15 protein-coding genes are annotated in these 19,083 nt (G+C 69.8%); 4 read left to right on the forward strand and 11 right to left on the reverse strand.

Annotated elements, in window-relative coordinates:
* Positions 1-4: 4 nt before the first annotated feature.
* The 10 genes from mtnC to ACIA8C_RS03910 all read right to left on the reverse strand — a co-directional run bounded on the left by mtnC (position 5) and on the right by ACIA8C_RS03910 (position 8,470).
* Positions 5-694, reverse strand: a complete 690-nt coding sequence (gene mtnC, locus ACIA8C_RS03865) for an acireductone synthase (protein ID WP_397130685.1) — start codon at positions 692-694, stop codon at positions 5-7.
* Complete coding sequence (locus ACIA8C_RS03870) at positions 691-1,266, reverse strand: 1,2-dihydroxy-3-keto-5-methylthiopentene dioxygenase (protein ID WP_397130686.1); 576 nt, start codon at positions 1,264-1,266, stop codon at positions 691-693. Before ACIA8C_RS03870 ends, mtnC begins: the two co-directional genes overlap by 4 nt.
* Positions 1,263-2,933, reverse strand: coding sequence for an S-methyl-5-thioribose-1-phosphate isomerase (gene mtnA / locus ACIA8C_RS03875; RefSeq protein WP_397130687.1), 1,671 nt, complete (start codon positions 2,931-2,933; stop codon positions 1,263-1,265). The genes ACIA8C_RS03870 and mtnA overlap by 4 nt, the downstream gene beginning before the upstream one ends.
* 125 nt (positions 2,934-3,058) lie before the next feature.
* Positions 3,059-3,313 carry a DUF1330 domain-containing protein gene (locus ACIA8C_RS03880; protein WP_397130759.1) on the reverse strand — a complete coding sequence of 85 codons (255 nt, stop codon included), beginning with the start codon at positions 3,311-3,313 and terminating at the stop codon, positions 3,059-3,061.
* 316 nt (positions 3,314-3,629) lie between these two features.
* Positions 3,630-3,830: a hypothetical protein gene (locus tag ACIA8C_RS03885; RefSeq protein ID WP_397130688.1), complete on the reverse strand. Its 201-nt coding sequence runs from the start codon at positions 3,828-3,830 to the stop codon at positions 3,630-3,632.
* A gap of 145 nt (positions 3,831-3,975) precedes the next feature.
* Positions 3,976-4,734, reverse strand: a complete 759-nt coding sequence (locus ACIA8C_RS03890) for a methyltransferase domain-containing protein (RefSeq protein WP_397130689.1) — start codon at positions 4,732-4,734, stop codon at positions 3,976-3,978.
* A gap of 44 nt (positions 4,735-4,778) precedes the next feature.
* Entirely contained in the window at positions 4,779-6,518 is a 1,740-nt protein-coding gene (locus ACIA8C_RS03895; protein WP_397130690.1) for an NTP transferase domain-containing protein, read from the reverse strand.
* 83 nt (positions 6,519-6,601) lie between these two features.
* Positions 6,602-7,351 carry a VOC family protein gene (locus ACIA8C_RS03900; protein WP_397130691.1) on the reverse strand — a complete coding sequence of 250 codons (750 nt, stop codon included), beginning with the start codon at positions 7,349-7,351 and terminating at the stop codon, positions 6,602-6,604.
* A gap of 40 nt (positions 7,352-7,391) precedes the next feature.
* The gene (locus tag ACIA8C_RS03905) at positions 7,392-7,688 is read right to left on the reverse strand and encodes an MGMT family protein (protein WP_357380677.1); all 297 of its coding nucleotides are present in this window, start codon (positions 7,686-7,688) and stop codon (positions 7,392-7,394) included.
* 5 nt (positions 7,689-7,693) lie between these two features.
* Positions 7,694-8,470 carry an alpha/beta fold hydrolase gene (locus ACIA8C_RS03910; protein ID WP_397130692.1) on the reverse strand — a complete coding sequence of 259 codons (777 nt, stop codon included), beginning with the start codon at positions 8,468-8,470 and terminating at the stop codon, positions 7,694-7,696.
* Between the two features lie 71 nt (positions 8,471-8,541).
* On the opposite strand from ACIA8C_RS03910, the gene ACIA8C_RS03915 reads away from it, so the two are divergent.
* Positions 8,542-12,489: an ATP-dependent helicase gene (locus ACIA8C_RS03915; RefSeq protein WP_397130693.1), complete on the forward strand. Its 3,948-nt coding sequence runs from the start codon at positions 8,542-8,544 to the stop codon at positions 12,487-12,489.
* Positions 12,490-12,682: 193 nt separating this feature from the next.
* Complete coding sequence (locus tag ACIA8C_RS03920; RefSeq protein ID WP_397130694.1) at positions 12,683-16,531, forward strand: UvrD-helicase domain-containing protein; 3,849 nt, start codon at positions 12,683-12,685, stop codon at positions 16,529-16,531.
* On the opposite strand, the gene ACIA8C_RS03925 is transcribed toward ACIA8C_RS03920, so the two are convergent.
* Positions 16,488-16,901 (reverse strand): hypothetical protein, encoded by a 414-nt coding sequence (locus ACIA8C_RS03925; protein ID WP_397130695.1) that lies wholly within the window; start codon positions 16,899-16,901, stop codon positions 16,488-16,490. The two genes, ACIA8C_RS03920 and ACIA8C_RS03925, sit on opposite strands and share 44 nt — an antisense overlap.
* 140 nt (positions 16,902-17,041) lie before the next feature.
* Here ACIA8C_RS03925 and ACIA8C_RS03930 point away from each other — a divergent pair, with 140 nt between their 5' ends.
* Positions 17,042-18,097, forward strand: a complete 1,056-nt coding sequence (locus ACIA8C_RS03930) for a potassium channel family protein (RefSeq protein WP_397130696.1) — start codon at positions 17,042-17,044, stop codon at positions 18,095-18,097.
* Between the two features lie 45 nt (positions 18,098-18,142).
* Positions 18,143-19,045 (forward strand): NAD(+) diphosphatase, encoded by a 903-nt coding sequence (gene nudC / locus ACIA8C_RS03935; RefSeq protein WP_397130697.1) that lies wholly within the window; start codon positions 18,143-18,145, stop codon positions 19,043-19,045.
* The last annotated feature ends 38 nt before the right edge of the window (positions 19,046-19,083 follow it).

Below are 19,083 nucleotides of genomic sequence, written 5' to 3' on the forward strand. Positions count from 1 at the left end.
CTGCTTACTCGGCCCCGGGGTTGATGTCGGCGAACGTATCGACCCAACGATGCGGTGGGCGTGGTGGATTGGGCTCACCGGGGCGGGCGAGACCGATGGCATGCCAGCCCGCCGCGACGGCCGCGTCGAGCTCGTCCGGATGATCCGACAGGAAGAGGATGCGGTCGCCGGGGACCCCGATGGTGCCCGCGATCTTCTCATACGACGACGGTTCGCGTTTGCCACCCGCCGTGGACAGATCGAAGTGACCACTGATCAGCGCGGACAATGCACCGCCACGCGCGAACTCGAACCAATCCTGTTGGTTGCGAATCGATCCCGACGAATACACGTACAGCGCGAGACCGTCCGCATGCCAGGCCCGCAGCGCGGGCGGCACATCGGCGAAGAACTCACCGTGCAGCGCGCCGTTGCGGAACCCTTCCGCGCAGATCAGCCCCTGGGCCGCTTTGAGCGGCTCGGCCTTGACGTCGGTGTCGAGCCAGCCCCGCAGAATATCGGCGACCTCGTCGGTGTCGGCGTCGGGCCGCCCGACCTGTTCCCGAGTGGCGGCGATAATGGGAGCCGCTGCGTCGGTGCGGTTTTCGACCAACCACGCCGGAAGCCGTTCGCGGGTATAGCCGTACAGGTCTTCGCGCACCGAACTGGTTGGGCTGGTTGTCCCTTCGATATCGAGCACCACCGTCGTGATCATGAGTTGGTGAGCAGTTCGTCGAGGGTCGGGAACCCTTCGCTGATCCGGTCGCCGCTGAAATCGCCGACCCAGCCGTCCTCTTCCTCGAAGAACCGGATGGCGATGAAATCGGGCCTGCTGCCCATGTCGAACCAGTGCAGGGTGCCCGCGGGCACCGAGAGCAGGTCGCCGCCCTCGCAGACGACGGCCAGTACCTCATGCCCGAGGTGCAGGTAGAAGCAGCCGCGGCCGGCGGCGAAGTAGCGGACCTCGTCCTCGGCGTGCCGGTGCTCGTTGAGGAACTTCTCCCGCGCGCCCTTGGCGATTTGCGGCCACTCCGGGTTCGCGTCGTCCGGGTGGATCCTGGCGATGTCGATGTGCCGGTAGCGCCCGAATTCGTTCAGCTCGGCGACCTGGTCGGTGTAGTGGGTGAGCAACTCGTCGGAGTCGACCGCGGCGGCGTTGGCCACCACCGGCCAGCGACCGAAAGTGATGCCGTGCTTTGCCAATTCGGTGCCGATCACCGCGTCGTCGGTGGTCCGCACGCGCACGTCGGCCGCGTTGTCGGCGGCCATCACCTGGAGCAGGGTCATGTCAGTCCAATCTCGAGATTCTCGTCGCGCGCACCGAAGGCCTGGCGTCGCCCGGTGCGGGCGACCAGCTCGCAGAGGGCCTCCAGGCATTCGGCGCGATCGCGCGCCTGGGAAAGATTGTCCCCCCACGCGGTGATCCCGTGTCCGGCGATGAACAGGACCGGGAGAGCGGCGGGGTGGCCGGTGAGGTAGCGCTCGATATCGGCGCCGATGCGTGGCACGTCGGACCAGTTGGGGAACACCGGGATGTCGATGGCCGCGGGGTCGGTGCCGCCGAGACCCTTGATCAGCTCGTAACCGGTGATGCGTAAGAAGCTCAGCTCGTCGGAAGCGCCGGAGCGCGTCGCCAACGCGGTGGCATACGGCGGATGAATGTGCACGACGGCCTGCGCGGCGGTGGCTCGATACGCCGCGGTGTGAATCGTCGTCTCCGCCGAGGGTTTCCGGGCGCTGCCCGCGATCGGCGTCGAATCCGCGACCTGGACGGTCACCATGTCGTGTTCGGTGAGTTCGCCTTTGGACAAGCCACTTCCGGTGATCACGGCTGTCGTACCGGTCCGCACCGAGATATTGCCCGCCGTACCCGGCATCCACCCGCGTCGATACAGCCCGCGCGCGATATCGGCGATTGCCTTGCCGGGCAGCAGATTTCCGCCGGTGTCCGCGTCAACCCCCGCACCATGCACCACACCGAACTCGGTGACGACCGCCGTCACCAAATCCCCTGGCGTCACATCGAATGCCGGGTTGAACACCTCGGTACCGTCGGGAGCCGTTGCGACCCCACCGAATCCGGTCACCTCGGCGGCGGCGCGTTCCTCCACCACGATGTCGCGCCCGGTGGCCATATTCGGATCGCGGGTCGATTCCGGTGCCACCACGATGAACGGAATCCCGTGATGGCGCGCCGTGAGCGCCAGCGAGTACGTGCCGATCTTGTTCGCCACGTCTCCGTTCGCGGTGACCCGATCCGCGCCGACCAGGACGCAGTCGACCTGCCCGGTCGCCATGGCCCAGGCCGCCGCGGCATCGATGGTCAGCCGATGCGGAATGCCCGCCTCGGCCAGTTCCCAGGTGGTGAGCCGCGCACCCTGCAGCAGCGGCCGGGTCTCGTCGACCAGCACGTTCTCGATCGCACCACGATCGGCCAGCACGCGCAGCGCGCCGATCGCGGTACCGAAGGCGCTCGTTGCGAGCCGTCCGGTGTTGCAGTGGGTGAGCACGCGCAGCGGCCGATCCGGGCATATCCGCTGCACCAGATCGGCGGCATGCGTCGCGGCGGCCCGGTTGACCCGTCCGTCCTCGGCGAGCATGTCCAGAGTTTTGGCGAGCACTGCGTCGGCGCCCTGCGCGATCTCGGCGCGCACCTGCCGCACCGCCCACGCGAGGTTCACCGCGGTCGGCCGGGCGGCCGCGAGCCGATCGGCGTCGGCCTGCGCGCGGACCTCGTCCACGACGCCGTCGACGGTGTGCGCGGCGGTCGCGATGACCACGCCGAAGGCACCCGCGATGCCGATGGCGGGCGCGCCACGGATGGCAAGCACCTGGATGGCCTCGATGACCGCGTCGACCGTGCCGAGCCGCAGCTCGCGGACTTCGTGCGGCAGCCCGCGCTGGTCGATGGTGACCAGCGCACCGTCGTCCCAGATCAGGGAACTGTCGTCCATCAGGCGCATCCTTTATCGCGTGGAGCCGTGTTGTGCCTGGTCAACGGTATCGGACGGGAGCGGCTAGGAGAAAGTCGGCCGATCGTCGAGAACCGGCATCGGCGGCTCGGGATGCGCGAGCGGGTTTATCCTGCCGCGGCCTGGGCGCGCAGCTTCGCGGCCCGTTCACGGGGGTGGTAGTCCGGCCCGACACCCTCGATCAGCAGCAGATCGCCGTCGATGTGATCGGTGCGCAGCCGGATGATCGCCTGATACGCGGGGGAGCGATACCACGCCCGTGCCGTGTCCAAGTCGGGGAATTCGATCAGCACCATGCTGCCCGGCCAGTTGCCCTCCGCGATCTCGGCGGGCGGGCCGTGGATGACGAACCGGCCGTGAATTCCGCTCTATCGTCTCGATGCCCGCGGAACGTGTCGCTGATTCTCGCGGCGTTCGGCCGACGAATCCGGTTCCGGCGATGGCACACTCGTTGCCGCCGGTGTGTCTTTCTTGAATCATTCTTGCTGCCAAGGGCTTCGGTGACGCGCGACCTCGGCAAGCTACCCGACTGCCTGATGAATACGGCGGCTGTTCACGCGATGCCGCGGCGCGTGGGTGACCGCTGCGACAGTTCGTCACCGGTCGCGACTGATGCCCAACGACCACAGCCGCGGCCGCCGGTTCCACAGTGAACCGGCGGCACGCGGTGCAGATCAGTTAGTGGTTGTCCATCCGGCGCTGGTCGGCATTACGCCGATCGTCGTCCGACTGGCGCTGGTTCGGCATGCGCTGGCCGTCCGAGGGTGCGCCGGGGCGGTTCATGCCCTGGTTCTGGTTTTGATCCTGGCGCTGCTGTTGCTGCTGCCGATCCATCTGCCTCGGCATTTTCTTAGGCGTTTTCTTGGACTTTTCAGCCATCTCCACTCGGTCCTTTCCGGGGATTGATATTCGCCTAACGTCACTCACGATAGCGAGCCGCGAGCAATTCCGGAAGAGAAAGTAAAAAATGCCTGTCACACCGGCGATCCGACCGATATCCGCAGGTAGCGGCCATATTGGGCGATTAAGGCTTGCGTGCTTCGATTAGAAATCGGGTCGAGTGGGCGACGAATGGGCCATGCGCTTCGATCTCGTCGTGCAGCGTGCGGAGGCGGTCCCGATACCCGTCCACGGTGAAGTCGGGGACCATCCACGGCACCTTACGAAGGAAGTACACGACCGCTCCGATATCGCCGAACTCGACGCGCAATCGTTCGTATCGGAGATCGACGATATCGAGTCCGGCGGCGGTCGCGGCGGCCCGATCATCATCGGGATTTCGACGCTTACGAATTTCTTCCGTTTGTGCGCCGATGAAATACTCGACGAGTTCGAAAACGCTTGCATCGCCGACGTGTTGCGCCAAATAGGTGCCGGAGGGGCGCAGCACTCGCGCGATCTCGGACCACCACACGGTCACCGGATGCCGGCTACTCACCAGATCAAAGGCATTGTCCCCGAATGGCAACGGCGGCTCGTCGGGATCGGCGATCAACGCCACCCCCAAGGGGTGCAGCAGTTGCGTCGCCTTGGCGATGTTCGGCGGCCACGACTCGGTCGCCACCATCAGCGGTGGCAGGCTCCCGGCCCCGGCGAGCACCTCGCCGCCCCCGGTCTGAATATCCAGTGCCGCAGCGACTTTCCCCAGCCGCTCACCGAGCAACCGTTGATACCCCCAGGACGGCCGCTGCTCGCTGGCCCGCCCATCGAGCCACCCGAAATCCCAACCGGCGACGGAGACCGCACCGGCCTCCGCTACCAGATCCTCGAAGCCGCGTCCCATGCCCTGATTGTTGCCGAGTGGTTGCCGCCACGGCAACAGGTTTCCTACCTTGGCAGCGGCAGGAATTCGACCGTCGCGCCGTCGACGGCGTCGGCGGGCACGATGACCAGGCCGTCTCGGTCGACCAGGCCGCCGAGATGGGCGGTGCGGATGGTCGGGTCGCCGAGCCAGCCACCTTGCGGGGTGGAGCGGGCGGGAACGATGCGGGCGACCGGTCCCGATATCTCGGCGGCGTTGTGCAGCGGGCCGAGCAAGCGGTGACCGGCAGCGCCGCCGGTGCGGCCCTCGACCAGGGCGGGCACCAGCGCCATCAGGGTGGCCACGGCGGCGAACGGATTACCGGGCAGGCCGAGAACCGTAGTGCCCGAGGCCAGTTCGGCGACGACCGTGGAGCCACCAGGCCGCAGCCGTAGTCGCCGCACCAGGACTCGCGCCTGGGTGCGGTCCACCGCAGCGCGTAGTTGATCGGCCGCGCCACTGCCGGTCGCGCCTACGATCACCAGCAGGTCGCACTCTGATGGCGCGGTGAGCACCTCGTCGAAGCCGTTCGGGGTGTCGCGTAGGTGCACCCGGTCGGTGGTGCGTATCCCGTACCAGGACAACAGGTCCGGCAGGATCGGCCCGATCGAGTCGCGGGTCTGGCCCGCGTGCAACGGACCCTCGCTGCGGATCTCGTCGCCGGTCATCACGATCCTGGCACGGACCGGTCCGCGCACCGCCGCCGTGGTCACCTCGACGCTCGCCGCCGCGGAAATCAACGCGGCGGTGACCGGAGTTCCCTGCGGCGCAACGAGATCGCCGGGATGGCGGTCCTCGCCTTGGCGGCGGATGTCGTCCCTGATCGGGGTGTCCGGCAGTCGATGCAGGCTGTCATCCGGTGCCACCCGGACGAATTCGTCGCGAAGCACACCGGTGGTGCCGTCCGGCACGTGCGCGCCGGTCGCGATGCGCACCGCCTCACCGAGCAGCAGTCCCACCGGGCGTTGCCCACCGGCGAACCCGATATCGCGGCGCAACCGCCACGGTCCCTCGCCCGCCACCGCGTACCCGTCCATCGCGGACACGTCGAAGCGGGGCAGTGGCGCGACGGCGGCCAGGGGCGTCGCGAGCGCCGCGCCGCGCACCGAGCGCAGGTCGGCCTGATAACTGGTCAGCCGGGAAAGGTTGTCGCGCAGGATGTTCCGTGCGTCGTCCAGGGAGAGCGCGGGTGCGGGTTCGGCGACCGAGGCGCGGGCCTGCCGCACCTGCTCGTCGGTATCGCAGTCGGCGACACCGGGCAGCGCGATGATCGCCGAATCGGCGGGAATCAGCGCCTTCATCGGTTGATTGATCAGCGAATCCAACCTGTCCAGCGCCGCCGCCAGCGCGGTCCGCCGCCACACTCCGATCAGGTATTGCGGCCGCCCCGACTCGTCCGCCGCGAACACCGCGTCGGCCCCGGATTCGCAAGTATGCCTGAGCAATTCGTTGATCGACCAGGTGGACAGGAACGGCAGATCGGCCGCGAGCACCACCACAAGCGGCGCCGCCGACCCGAGCGAACGCAGCCCGGCCCCGATCGCCGCCACCGGCCCCGACCCCGGTGGCACCTCACGCGTCTGGGTGATCTCCGGCGACAGCTCGGGCCGATGCGGTCCGACCACGACGGTGTGCGCGCACGAGGCGACGGCGGCCAGCGCGGCGTCGAGCATGGAGCGACCGCCGATGACGATCGCCGGTTTATCGACACCGCCCATCCGGCTGGCCCGTCCGCCCGCGAGCACGATCGCGTCGGCAGCGGTCACCGAGCACGGCCTCGAGGTAGGTACACCATGGCGGACATGCTAATTCGTCGCCGCCGCGAAGCCGGGAGGCGGGACGCGACTGCTTACCTGGTCGAGTGGTCGCGCACCGGCCGGAGCAGGCAGAACTCGTTGGCCTCCGGATCGGCGAGGGTGAGAGTGGGTGCGGTTGCCGGGGGCACGCTGTCGCGATCTATCGGGGTAGCACCGGCGGCCCGCAGCCGGGCCACCTCGGCGGCCTGGTCGTCGAACGAGGCCAGATTCAGATGCAGCAGGTTGCGACCGGACTTCTCCTCCGGCGTGCGCACGAACTCCAGCCACGAGCCGAGCCCGGTCGCCGACCGCAGCCCGGCGATCCGCTCGCCGCCGTGGGCGACCGGCCAGCCGGAGGCGGTTGCCCAGAATTGAGCAAGCCGCAGCGGATCTCGGGTGTCCACCACAACGGCCGCGACCGCGCCGGTGTCCACGTACTCCTCGCGCGGCTCGAGCACACAGAATTCATTGCCCTCGGGATCGCCGAGCACCACCCACGGCACCGCGCCCTGCCCGATGTCGACGCGGCGGGCGCCGAGCGAGAGCGCGCGGTCCACCTGCAGGCGCTGATGATCGATCGAACGGCTGGCCAGGTCGAGGTGAATCCGGTTCTTGCCGTGCTTGGCTCGGGTAGCGGGCAGGAAGGCAAGGGCCAGGTCGGCACCGTCGGGGTCGGGGGCGGCCACGTCGACTTCTTCCGGGCGGTCGATGGTCACGGCCCAACCGAGCAGCTCGGCCCAGAAATCCGCGACGAGCCGCGGCCGGTCTGCATCGAACACGACACACGCCAGGCGGGTGGACATGGTGTAACGGTAACCGTCGTGCGGCGCGCCGGGTGTCCGTTTACGGAAACGGAAAACGCGCCGCCCGCAGGTTCACTCGGCCCTCTCGAATCGGCACGCCCTCGGTCGCAAGCAGCCGCAGTTGCCGGTCGGCCAAATGCGCGGCGGGCTTGCCGCCCGCGCCGATCACCCGATGCCACGGCAGGTCGGCGGCATCGGTGCGCATGATCCAGCCGACGGTGCGCGGCGTGGAGAGTCCGGCGGCCGCGGCGATGTCACCGTAGGTCGCCACCCGGCCGGGCGGTATCGATGCCACCAGGGCGCGAACCCGCTCCACCTGATCGTCTGTGGTGGCCATCGGGCTCAGAGCACCGAGCGGATCAGCGCGGCGGTCTCGGCGGGCAGCGCCTGCGGGATCATGTGATCGCTGTCCCACTCGTGCACGGTGAGATTCTCGCCGAGGTGCGCGGTGAGCGCGGCGCGGAACGCGGGCGTGACGAACGGCGGCTGCACCTTCAGCGCCTGCACCAGCACCGTCGGCAGGTCCCGCGGCGGCAACACGAAGGGGCGGGCCAGCTGCCCCCAGTAGGAGGTGACCGCGGGCAGACTCATCCGCCAGGCGAAGCGCCCCTGCGGCGTCGGCACCAGATGTTCGGTGAGCTCGGCGTCCAAAATGCCGGGCGCCGCATCGGCCCACGCGGAGGCGAGTTTGTCTTCGCGGGCCCGCGCCACGGATTCGTAGTCGGGTTCGGCCAGCAGCGATTCGGCGATGTCGCCGACCAGGTCGGGTGCAAGCGCGATGGCCGGATCGAGGAGCACAAGCCGCCGGACCAGGTCCGGGCGGCGACGCGCGAGATATAACGCACTCGCGCCGCCGAACGAGTGCCCGACCACAGTCACCGGTGCCGTGGTCTCCGCTTCGAGCAACTCGACCAGGTCCTCGACGACGGCCTCGAAGGTCCACGGCGGCAGCGCACTCGATCGCCCGTGTCCGCGCAGGTCGGGAGCGATGATCCGGACGTCGGGAAGATGGTTGGCCGCCAGGTCTTCCCAGCGTTTGCCGTGACCGGTCACCCCGTGCAGGGCCAGCACAGCCGGTCCGGTCGCCGGGCCGAATCGATAGATATTCAGAGCAGACACCGGTCCATTCTGACCTGTGCCGCCCGCGGCCGTTGGGCGAGTCGCGTGAGGGGGCCGTCGGCGTGTCGGTCGTGTCTGTTGCAATAGCCCGCGTGGTGCGATCGGATAGCGCGGTGCGACTTGTTCGCCGGAACGTGACGGCACCCAGGCCGCGCGCCTGGGGTGCCGACGTGCGCGCGCTGTTCGACGCCGCGGCGGCGGCCGGTCCGACGCGTCCCGGGTGGCGGCCCTGGCAGGTGCTCGGCGGACCGGGCACGGGTAAGACGGCTTTGCTCGTCGATCTCGCGGCCGATCGCATCGCGGCGGGGGACGATCCGGAATCCGTGCTGGTCCTTGCCCATTCGAAGCAGGCGGCGAGCGCGGCCCGCGACGCCATCACCGCCCGCTTGAGTTCACCCACCCCGTCGGCTCCGCCCTTGGCCGGCCCGGACCTTGAGGGCGGCGTACCTGGCGCGACCAGGGAGCCGCTGGCCCGCACCCTGCACTCCTACGCCTTCTCGGTGCTGCGCAGACACGCGACCGCGCACGGCAACCCGCCGCCGCGTTTGCTGACCGGTGCCGAACAGGATGCGGTGCTGCGCGAAATGCTGCGCGGCGACCTGACCGACATCGCCGCGGGCGCGGCCGGGCTATGGCCGGAACGCCTGCAACCCGCGCTCGCGCTCGGTGGGTTCGCCGAACAGTTGCGCGATCTGATGCTGCGCGCCACCGAACGCGGCCTCGGGCCGGAGGATCTGGTGCGCCTCGGCCGCGAGCACGGTAAACCGGAGTGGGTGGCGGCGGGCAGGTTCGCGGTGCGTTACGAGCAGACGATGCTGTTGCGCTGGTCGGTGGGCGTCGAGGCGCCGGAGGCGACCGCGCCCGCGCTGGATGCCGCCGAACTGATCGGCGCCGCACTGGACGCGCTGGCCGGTGACGCCGATCTGCTTGCCGCCGAACGGGCCCGGATCCGATACCTGCTGGTCGACGACGCGCAGCATCTCGACCCGCAGGCCGCGATGCTGGTCAGGGCGATCGGGCACAGCGCGCACACCACCGTCGTCGCGGGCGACCCGGATCAGGGCATCTTCGCCTTCCGCGGCGCGGACGCGCGGTTCGTCGCCGACCTGGCCGCGCCGGACGGCCGGCGAATCGTGCTGCGGGACAACCATCGAGCGGGCGGGGCGGTGCAGCTAGCGGTCGCCAGGGTGGCGGCCAAGTTGCCGGGCAGTGCGCCGCAACGCTTTTCGCTGCCGAAGCGGGCCGAGCAACCGGCCGACGACGGCACCGAGGTGCGGGTGCGGGTACTCGCCACCCCGGCGAAGGAGGCTGCGCTCATCGCCGACCACCTGCGCCGCGCGCATCTGACCGGCGGGGTGCCGTGGTCGCGGATGGCGGTGATCGTCCGCTCGGTGCCGCTGTCATTGCCGCCGCTGCGTCGTGCGCTGCTCGCGGCGGGGGTGCCGGTGCAGCAGCCCGCGCTGGATACGCCGTTGGCGCGCCGGCGCGGCGCGGCCTGGATGCTGTTGTCGTTGCGGGCGTTGCTGGCGGGGGAGAAAGGGTCGGCGTTCGAGCCGGAGGATGCGCTGGACTTGCTTGCGGGCCCGCTCGGCGGTGCCGATCAGATCACACTGCGGCGGTTGCGGCGTGGTGTGCGGCGCAGCGTGCTGGAGTCCGAGCGGAGTAGGGCGCGGTCGGGGCGGGAGGTTCCGGAGAACGGGTATTCCGAACGGATCGCGGATGAGCCCGATCGGGCCGTCGAGAGCTCGGAGCGGAGTTCGGGGCTGCCTGAGCCGTCTCTCGGAAGTCTCGAGCGGGCGGCCGATGACGCCGATTGGTATGGCGTGGAGCCGGAATGGACTCCGGCGGACTCGGAATGGCGGGGTAGTGCGGCCGAGCAGAGTAGCGAGGCCGACGAGAGCGAAAACGCCGCTGAACCGACCGACGGCTCGGCCGACGCGGACAGTGCCGAACGAACTGCGGGCTCGGCCGATGTCGCCACCTCCGAACAGAGCGCGGCCGATTCCGCGAAACCCGCTGAGAATTCCGGAGAGAGCGGTGCGCCGGTCGAACTGCTGCACGGCATCGATCAATCCTCCGCGGAGGTCCTGCGGGATCTGCTGATCGGCGTCGGGGATTCGCGAATCCTGGATCGGTTGACCGACGTCGAGGCGGCGCCGCTGCGGCGGGTGCTCGATGCGTTGGAACGGGCCCGCAAGGCGCGTCGTCGCGGGGCAGGTCTCGAAGATGTGCTGTGGGCGCTGTGGACGGCATCTCGGCTCGAGCGTCGCTGGGTCGGGCAGTCCGAACGCGGCGGCGCCGTCGGCATGCAGGCCGACCGCGATCTCGATGCCGCCGTTGGCCTGTTCGATGCCGCCGCGGGTTATGTGGACCGGCTGCCCCGCGCGAGCATCGAAGGATTCGTGGAATACCTGTTGCAGCAGGAGATCCCGAACGGCTCGGGACCACGCACCGCGCCGAAGGCGGCCGTCGCCCTGCTCAGCGCGCACGCCGCCGCGGGCCGCGAGTGGGATGTCGTCGCGGTTGCCGCTGTGCAGGAAGGGATTTGGCCGAACCCGCGGGCGCGCGGCACGCTGCTGAACACCGAGGACCTGGTCGACCTGACCGCCGGTGTCATCGATGGCGGCGAGCAGGTGAGCCGCGCGGCGCCGATCCTGGCCGAGGAACGTAGGCTGTTGCTGGTCGCGTGCAGCAGGGCGCGGCGTTCGTTGCTGGTCACCGCGGTGGAATCGGTGTCGGGAGAACGGGATCTGGTACCGTCGCGGTTCCTTGCCGAATTGCTCGGGCACGACGAAGACGGTGAACCGGGCGCGCTGCCGGTCGCCGATCCCGGTCGCGCCCTGGTGATGCATTCGCTGGTGGCCGAATTGCGCGGTGCCGTCTGCGATCCCGAGTCCGATCCGGACCGCAGGCAACGCGCCGCGCACCAGTTGGCCCGGCTGGCCAGTGCCGGCGTGCCGGGCACCCATCCCGACGACTGGTATGGCACCGCGGAATTGAGCTCGCGGCGGACGCTGTGGGACGAGGACGACAGCGCCGTCGGCCTCTCGCCGTCCACCGTGGAACTGCTGCGCACCTGCCCGCTGCGCTGGGCGCTGGAACGGCACGGCGGCACCGACGGCGACAACCCGCACGCCGTCAAGGGCAACCTGGTGCACACGCTGGTGCAGGCGCTGGCCGGACAGGTGCCCGAGGCGCAGGTGCGTGCCGCGCTCGACAAGGCCTGGCAGTCGGTCGATCCGGGGTCCGGCTGGCATTCCCGGCAGGAGCTGCGCCGCACCGAGGCCATGCTGGAAACCTTCATGGCCTGGGTGCGCAACACCCGCGGCGAACTCACCCAGGCCGGGGTCGAGGTGCCGGTGGACTGCGTGCTGCCGCCGCGCACGGAAGACGAACGGCCCGTGCGGATCCGCGGCCGGGTGGATCGGCTGGAGCGGGATGCGCTCGGCCGCTTCGTGATCGTTGACGTGAAGACCGGGAAGTCGCCGGTGACCAAGCAGGCGGCGGTCGATCACGCGCAGCTGGCGACGTATCAGGTGGCGGCGGCGATGGGTGCGCTCGACTCGGCCACCGAGGAAGCGCGCGCGGCGGCGGGTGAATCAGGTTCCGTAGCAGGCGAATCGGATAGTTCGGATGCCCGCCGAGGTGAGTTGGACGTCGCTCCAGGCGATTCGGAGATTGTGGGCAAGTCGAGCGCTGACGAGTCGGGTACGGACGAAGATGAGCCCGACGCAGACGAACAGGGTTCAGCCGCAGGCGAATCCGGCCCACTGGGCGTGCCGGGCGGTGCCCGGCTGGTGTACGTCGCCAAGCCGAGCAGTAAGGAGGGCGCGACCCAGCGCATGCAACCGCCGCTCGACCCCGAAGCACTCGACAAGTGGTGCGACACCATTCACGACGCGGCCGCGGCCACCCAGGGCCCGAGCTACCTCGCCATGCGCAACGACGGTTGCCGCCACTGCCCGGTCTCCGGCAGCTGCCCCGTCCAGGACACCGGCAGGCAGGTGACCGACGAGTGAGTGACAAACGCTTCCGGGTACCGCTGCCGATCTGCGGGGCCGAGTGTCTGTGCTGCACAGTCATACCGGAACGCGCGATCGATGCCGCGGCGCACTCGAATGTCGGGCGTCGTCGCGGTGCCACCCGGCGCGGGCGTCGTGCGCGCCCCGGCGGCCCGGGAGCGTCGGCGTGCGACGCCGATGAGGCGAAGCCGTGACCGGCGGTCGGGTAACGCCGCATCAACTGGCCGAGGCCCTCGGTCTGCCGGCACCCACCGACGAACAGGCGGCGGTGATCGCCGCGCCGCCCGGACCGACACTGGTCGTCGCGGGCGCTGGCGCCGGCAAGACCGAGACGATGGCCGCCCGGGTCGTGTGGATGGTGGCCAACCGCCTGGTGCTGCCCGATGAGGTGCTCGGGCTGACCTTCACCCGAAAAGCCGCGCAGCAGTTGACCGCTCGAATCCGGACCCGGCTGGCCCGGCTGGCGGGCGCGCCGCTGTTGCGTGAGCTCGACCCGTCCGGTCAGCTGCGGGCGCAGCTGTCCGGCGCGGAGCCGGAGATCAGCACCTATCACTCGTACGCGGGCAGGCTGCTCACCGAACACGGCCTGCTGCTGCCCGTGGAACCCTCTGCGACGCTGCTCACCCAGACCCAGCTCTGGCAGCTCGCCCACCAGGTGGTGCGGACCTGGGACGGCGACCTGGACACCGACCGCACCCCGGTCTCGGTCACCGAGGCGATCCTCGCCCTGTCCGGACAACTCGCGGAGCATCTGGTCGAGCCGGAACAGCTGGCCGAGGCGCACACCGACCTCGAAAAGCTGGTGCACACCCTGCCGCCCGGCCCACGCCAGCGCGGCGGGCCGAGCCAGACCCTGCTCGGCATTCTCCAGGTCCAGCGCGAACGCATCGCCTTGCTGCCGCTGGTCCAGCAGCTGGCCGACGCGTTACGCCGTCGCGGCGCACTCGATTTCGGCGCTCAGATGTCGCTGGCCGCCCGCCTCGCCGCCGAGCATCCCGAGGTCGCCGCCGCTGAACGCACCCGCTTCCGGCTGGTGCTCCTCGATGAATACCAGGACACCGGTCACGCCCAGCGAGTCCTGCTTGCCGCGCTGTTCGGTGGTGCTCCGGAGGCCGATCCGGCCTCCGGAGCCGAGCAACCGGCGGGAGCCGAATCAGCGTCAGCGGACGCCACGGGCGGATCGCGTGCACTCGAGCCCCGGTATGTCAGGCCGATCAGCGAGGAGTCCGGCAGGCAGCGCACCGCCAAGCCCGCGAATGCCGTTGCGGGGCAAGCGTCATCGCGCCGACAGCGCCTTGCCGTCACGGCGGTCGGCGATCCGATGCAATCGATCTACGGATGGCGCGGTGCGTCCGCCGCGAACCTGCCGCGCTTTGCCACCGACTTTCCCATGGCACCTGGCGTTCCCGCGCCGACGTTGCCGCTGCTGACCAGTTGGCGCAATCCGCCCGAGGCCTTGGCGCTGGCGAATCTGGTGGCGGACCCGTTGCGCCGCAAGGCCATCGAGGGCGGCGGCGTGACCGTCGACGCTTTGCGGGCGAAACCCGATGCGGGACAGGGCGTGGTCGCCCTGGCATTGACCGAGACCGTTGCCGAGGAACGCGAGTGGCTGGCCATCCGGATCGCCGAGGAATGGGCGGCTCGCCGTGCCGCGGGGGAGCCGCCACCCACTTCGGCGGTGCTGGTGCGGCGCAACGCGGATGCGTCCCCGCTCGCGGAAGCGCTACGCGCGCAAGGGTTGCCGGTGGAGATCGTCGGCCTCGGCGGCCTGCTCGCCACACCCGAGGTCGCCGATATCGTCGCCACGCTGCGATTGATCGCCGAGCCCGGGTCCGGTAGCGCGGCGATGCGGGTGCTCACCGGCGCCCGCTGGCGCATCGGCGTCGCCGACATCGCGGCGCTGGCCCGCCGCGCGCGCACCCTGTCGATCAGCCGCTTCACCAGCGGTGACGCACCGGAGATCACCGACGGGAGCACGCTGGCGGCGGCTTTGCGCGAGGTGGCGCCGGAGCCCGCGGAGCAGGCGGGCTTGGCCGACGCCATCGCCGACCCTGGTCCGCGCGAACAGTATTCGGAGTCCGGCTTCGCCCGTATCCAGGCGCTGAGCAAGGAGCTCGGCGCACTACGCGAACGCAGCGGCCAGCTACTGACCGAGCTGGTCGCCGACGTGGAGCGCACCATCGGCGTCGGCGTGGAGACGCAGGCCCGCCGTGCCATGTCGGGCACCGGTGCCGGGCGCGAGCATCTGGACGCCTTCGCCGAAGTGGTCGCCGGGTACGCCGCCGACTCCGGTGCGGCGCTGAGCGGGTTGCTGTCCTTCCTCGCCGCCGCCGAGTCGGTCGAAAACGGCTTGGAGCCAGGCGAAGTCGAGGTCGCCAAGGACCGGGTGCAGGTGCTGACCGTGCACGCGGCGAAGGGGCTCGAGTGGGAGATCGTCTCGGTACCACATGTGGTGCGCGGCGTGTTCCCGTCGGGCACCGCCTCGGGCACCTGGCTCGGCGCGCTCGCCGAACTGCCGACCAAATTGCGCGGCGACCGCCAACAGGACGACGCGGCCGAGGGCGTCCCCGTCCTCGACCTGGCCGACCTGTACGACCGCGCCGACCTCGAACGTGCCATCAAGTCGCACAAGGAGGCGCTGGAACGCCGCCGCATCGACGAGGAGCGCCGCCTCTTCTACGTCGCACTCACCAGAACCGAACGCGTGCTGCTCGTTTCGTCGCACCACTGGGCCGAAACCGGAACCTCCCCCAAGGGCCCGTCCGACTTCCTGCTCGAGCTGAAGCACGCCAGCGAATCCGCAGGCAGTCCCGCCGACGGCGTCGTCGACATCGCGCGCTGGGACGACCCACCGGAGCACGACGCGGTGAACCCGTTCACGGACAACCCCGCCACCGCCGAATGGCCGCGCGACCCGCTCGGCAACCGCCGCGACCCCATCGAACAGGGTGCCGCCCTGGTGCGAGCCGCTCTGGTCGAACTCCGCGCCGAGCCCGCAGCACCGCGAGACTCCGCGAAAGACGTCGCCACCGGACATCCGGACGTCGGTTCGGCGCTCGACCAGGTCCCCGTCGACGAAACCGCCTTTGCGACAGACGAATTCAGCGAGCCCTACCCCTTCGAACCGCCGGACGACATCGATGCCCTTCCGCCGGATCCCATGGAAGATCCCGCCACCGACGAGCCCCCGCACCTCAGTGTCATCCCGCCCGACCCCATGCACGAGCACCTCTCCGACGAGGACATCGCCTTCGCCGCGGCGGAATTCCTCGACGACTACCCGCTCGGCCCGACACCGGACCCCGACGACCCGGACGGCTGGGCCGCCGACGTCGACGCCCTACTCGCCGAATTCGAATCCGAGCAGGCCGCGGCCGAAGAGGTCGAACTGCCCGGCCAGATCGCCGCGACCGCGCTGGTGGAAATGCGCGCCGACCCGACGAAACTCGCTGCCCGCCTGCGCCGTCCGCTCCCGTTTCCGCCGAGCCCGCTGGCCCGCCGCGGCACCGCGTTCCACGCGTGGGTGCAGCGTTGGTTCGGTTCCACCCGCCTGCTCGGCCTCGACGAACTCCCCGGCGCGGCAGACAGCGCCGCGGCCGACGCGGGTGTCGACGACGAGCTGACCGCCATGCAGGACGCGTTCCTGAATTCCTCGTGGGCCAACCGCAGCCCGATCGACGTGGAGGTCCCGTTCGAAACCTCCTTGGCGGGCACCGTGATTCGCGGCCGGATGGACGCGGTGTTCGCCGAGCCCGGCGGCGGCTGGATCGTGGTCGACTGGAAGACCGGCGCCGAGCCGACCCCGGCCGAGGAGCCCGCGGTCGCCATGCAGCTCGCCGTCTATCGGCTGGCCTGGGCCAGGCTGATGGCGTCCAGGGAGGGCAGACCCGAGCAGGAGATGCTCGAACGCATCGGCGCCGCTTTCCATTACGTGCGCACCGGCCGCACCATCGCCCCCGCCGAGCTGGCCGGGGCCGCCGAACTGGCCGAGCTGATCAGGAATTCCGCGCCGACCGGCTCACCTTCAACGCCTGGGTGATCAGCGGGATCTGCAGCGGCAGCCGCAGCACCGTCCCGATCTTGAACACCTGCGAGGTCTTCTTGTTGCCGAGCGCGTCAACGGCCATCTGCACGTTCGCAGGCAGGACCGCGAGGAACAGCAGCGCCGCCAGCCGCCCGCCCAGGCTGCGGGTCCGCGGGATTACCAGTGCGGTGGCGACGCCGAGCTCGGCGACACCGGACGCGTAGGTGTAGTTCCTCGGCTCGCCGGGCAGTGCCTTGGGCACGATCGCGTCGAAGGGCTTCGGCATAACGAAATGCAGCACCCCCATCGGGAACAGCAAGGCGGCGAGGGCCAGTGCGGGCCGTCGCCCGGAGTTGCGGACGGGTGTGTGCGCGTTATCTGCCATGAGGGCACCTTTACATCTATTAGGTGTTCGCGTCGAGACCGGGTGGTATCGCGGGCAGCGGGTAGGCTCCCGTGCTGTGCTGGCGGGACAAGCAATGCCGGAGACATCCGACACGAGGACTATCAGGGCGGGTGCGTCCGGTGTTCGGTGATCGAGCGCGCACGCTCGGGCTGTCGAACCGCCCGCATTTCGCCCTGGTCGGCGTGCTGCGCATCCCGGAAGTGCAGAGCAGCCCGTGGATTTCACTGTCGCGCCGGGTGCTGTTCGCGGTCGCGCTGCTGTTCGCCGCGGCGCTGGTGGTGTACGTCGGCCGCGACGGCTACCACGACAACGCGGGTGACCCGCTCGGCTTCCTCGACGCGCTCTATTACGCGACGGTGTCGCTGTCCACCACCGGTTACGGCGATATCGCCCCGGTGACGGCCGAGGCCAGGCTGGTGAACATCGTCATCATCACCCCGCTGCGCATCCTCTTCCTCATCGTTCTCGTCGGTACCACCCTCGGCGTGCTGACGGAACGGTCCCGGCAGGCTTTCAAGATTCAGCGATGGAGGCACAGCGTGCGCAATCACACCGTGGTCGTCGGATACGGCACGAAGGGTCGTACCGCGATCGACGCCATGCTCGGCGACAACGTGCAGCCCGCCGACATCGTGGTGGTGGACACCGATGTCGTCGCGCTGGACGCGGCCGCCAACGCGGGCCTGGTGACGGTGCACGGTTCGGCGACCCAATCCGACGTGCAGCGGCTGGCCGGTGTGCAGAACGCGTCCTCGGTGGTGGTCGCGACCAACCGGGACGACACCGCGGTGCTGGTCACCCTCACCGCCCGCGAGCTCACCAAGAGCGCCAAGATCGTGGTCTCGATCCGCGAGGCGGAGAACACCCATCTGGTCCGCCAGTCCGGTGCCGACTCGGTGGTGGTCTCCTCGGAGACCGCGGGCCGGTTGCTCGGCATCGCGACGACCACGCCGTCGGTGGTCGAGATGATGGAAGACCTGCTCACCCCGGAGGAGGGGTTCGCGATCGCCGAGCGCGAGGTGGAGTCCACCGAAATCGGTGGCTCGCCAAGGCATCTGGGTGACATCGTGCTCGGTGTGGTGCGGGCCGGTGTGCTGGCCAGGGTCGGCGAGCCGGAGGTCGATTCGCTCGAGGCGGGGGACAAGCTGCTCTACATCCGGCGCGCGGCCAAGTAAGGCCGCGCGAGGAGCGCCGGGCGTACGGCGCGATAGTCTCGATGGGTGCCGGTCTTTCAGCTCAATGGTGTTCCCTTGCTGTCCCGTCCTGTGCTCGATCGCGCCGAGGAGACGCGGGCCGACGCGCAGGCCCTCCAGGAGGGTTGGCGCGACGCCAAGCTGCTGCGGGTGAACGCCCGCGGCCAGGTCAGATACGAAGACGGCGCGCTCATCCTGGACAAGGCGATCGACCTCGCGCCCGAGCCGAGTCCCGAGGCGGTGTTCCTCGGTATCGACGGCGGCACCCACCTGTGGGCCGTGCGCGATCGGGAGCTGCAGGGCTCGCTGACCGACCTACGGGGCATGTCGAAAACGGTCGACGATCTCACCGCGGCGGTGCTCTCCACCGCGGTCGCCCTGCTGAACTGGCACGACAAGGCCGGATTCAACAGCGCCGACGGCACGGTGACCACGTCGAGCAAGGCCGGTTGGTCGAGGGTGACCGAAAGCGGCTACGAGGAGTTCCCGCGGATCGACCCCGCGGTCATCTGCCTGATCCACGACGGCGGCGACCGGGTGCTGCTCGCGCGCCAGCACAGCTGGCCGGAGACGCTGTTCTCGCTGCTCGCCGGGTTCGTCGAGACGGGCGAGTCGCTGGAGCGGTGCGTCGAGCGGGAGATCAAGGAAGAGGTCGGCATCGACGTGCGCGACATCAACTACCTGGGCAGCCAGCCGTGGCCGTTCCCCCGGTCGCTGATGCTCGGGTTCGCCGCGGTCGGCGATCCGGCGCAGCCGCTGGTCTTTTCCGATGGTGAGATCGCCGAGGCGCACTGGTTCAGCCGCACGGAGGTGCGGGAGGCGCTGAACGCCGGTGACTGGTCGGCGCAGGGCGCGGGCGCGCGGCTGTTGCTGCCGGGTTCCATCTCCATCGCCCGCACCATCATGGAATCCTGGGCCGCGCTCGACTGAGCACAGAAAAGTCCGCTGCGGGCGGTCAGCCCGCGGCG

The organism is Nocardia sp. NPDC051321, assembly GCF_044455225.1.
GTDB lineage: Bacteria > Actinomycetota > Actinomycetes > Mycobacteriales > Mycobacteriaceae > Nocardia.

What these genes read in the sequence shown, in the direction of transcription:
- mtnC (WP_397130685.1), bottom strand. Translation starts at nt 694, where the DNA reads ATGATCACGACGGTGGTGCTCGATATCGAAGGGACAACCAGCCCAACC.
- ACIA8C_RS03870 (WP_397130686.1), bottom strand. Translation starts at nt 1,266, where the DNA reads ATGACCCTGCTCCAGGTGATGGCCGCCGACAACGCGGCCGACGTGCGC.
- mtnA (WP_397130687.1), bottom strand. Translation starts at nt 2,933, where the DNA reads ATGGACGACAGTTCCCTGATCTGGGACGACGGTGCGCTGGTCACCATC.
- ACIA8C_RS03885 (WP_397130688.1), bottom strand. Translation starts at nt 3,830, where the DNA reads ATGGCTGAAAAGTCCAAGAAAACGCCTAAGAAAATGCCGAGGCAGATG.
- ACIA8C_RS03890 (WP_397130689.1), bottom strand. Translation starts at nt 4,734, where the DNA reads ATGGGACGCGGCTTCGAGGATCTGGTAGCGGAGGCCGGTGCGGTCTCC.
- ACIA8C_RS03900 (WP_397130691.1), bottom strand. Translation starts at nt 7,351, where the DNA reads ATGTCCACCCGCCTGGCGTGTGTCGTGTTCGATGCAGACCGGCCGCGG.
- ACIA8C_RS03905 (WP_357380677.1), bottom strand. Translation starts at nt 7,688, where the DNA reads ATGGCCACCACAGACGATCAGGTGGAGCGGGTTCGCGCCCTGGTGGCA.
- ACIA8C_RS03925 (WP_397130695.1), bottom strand. Translation starts at nt 16,901, where the DNA reads ATGGCAGATAACGCGCACACACCCGTCCGCAACTCCGGGCGACGGCCC.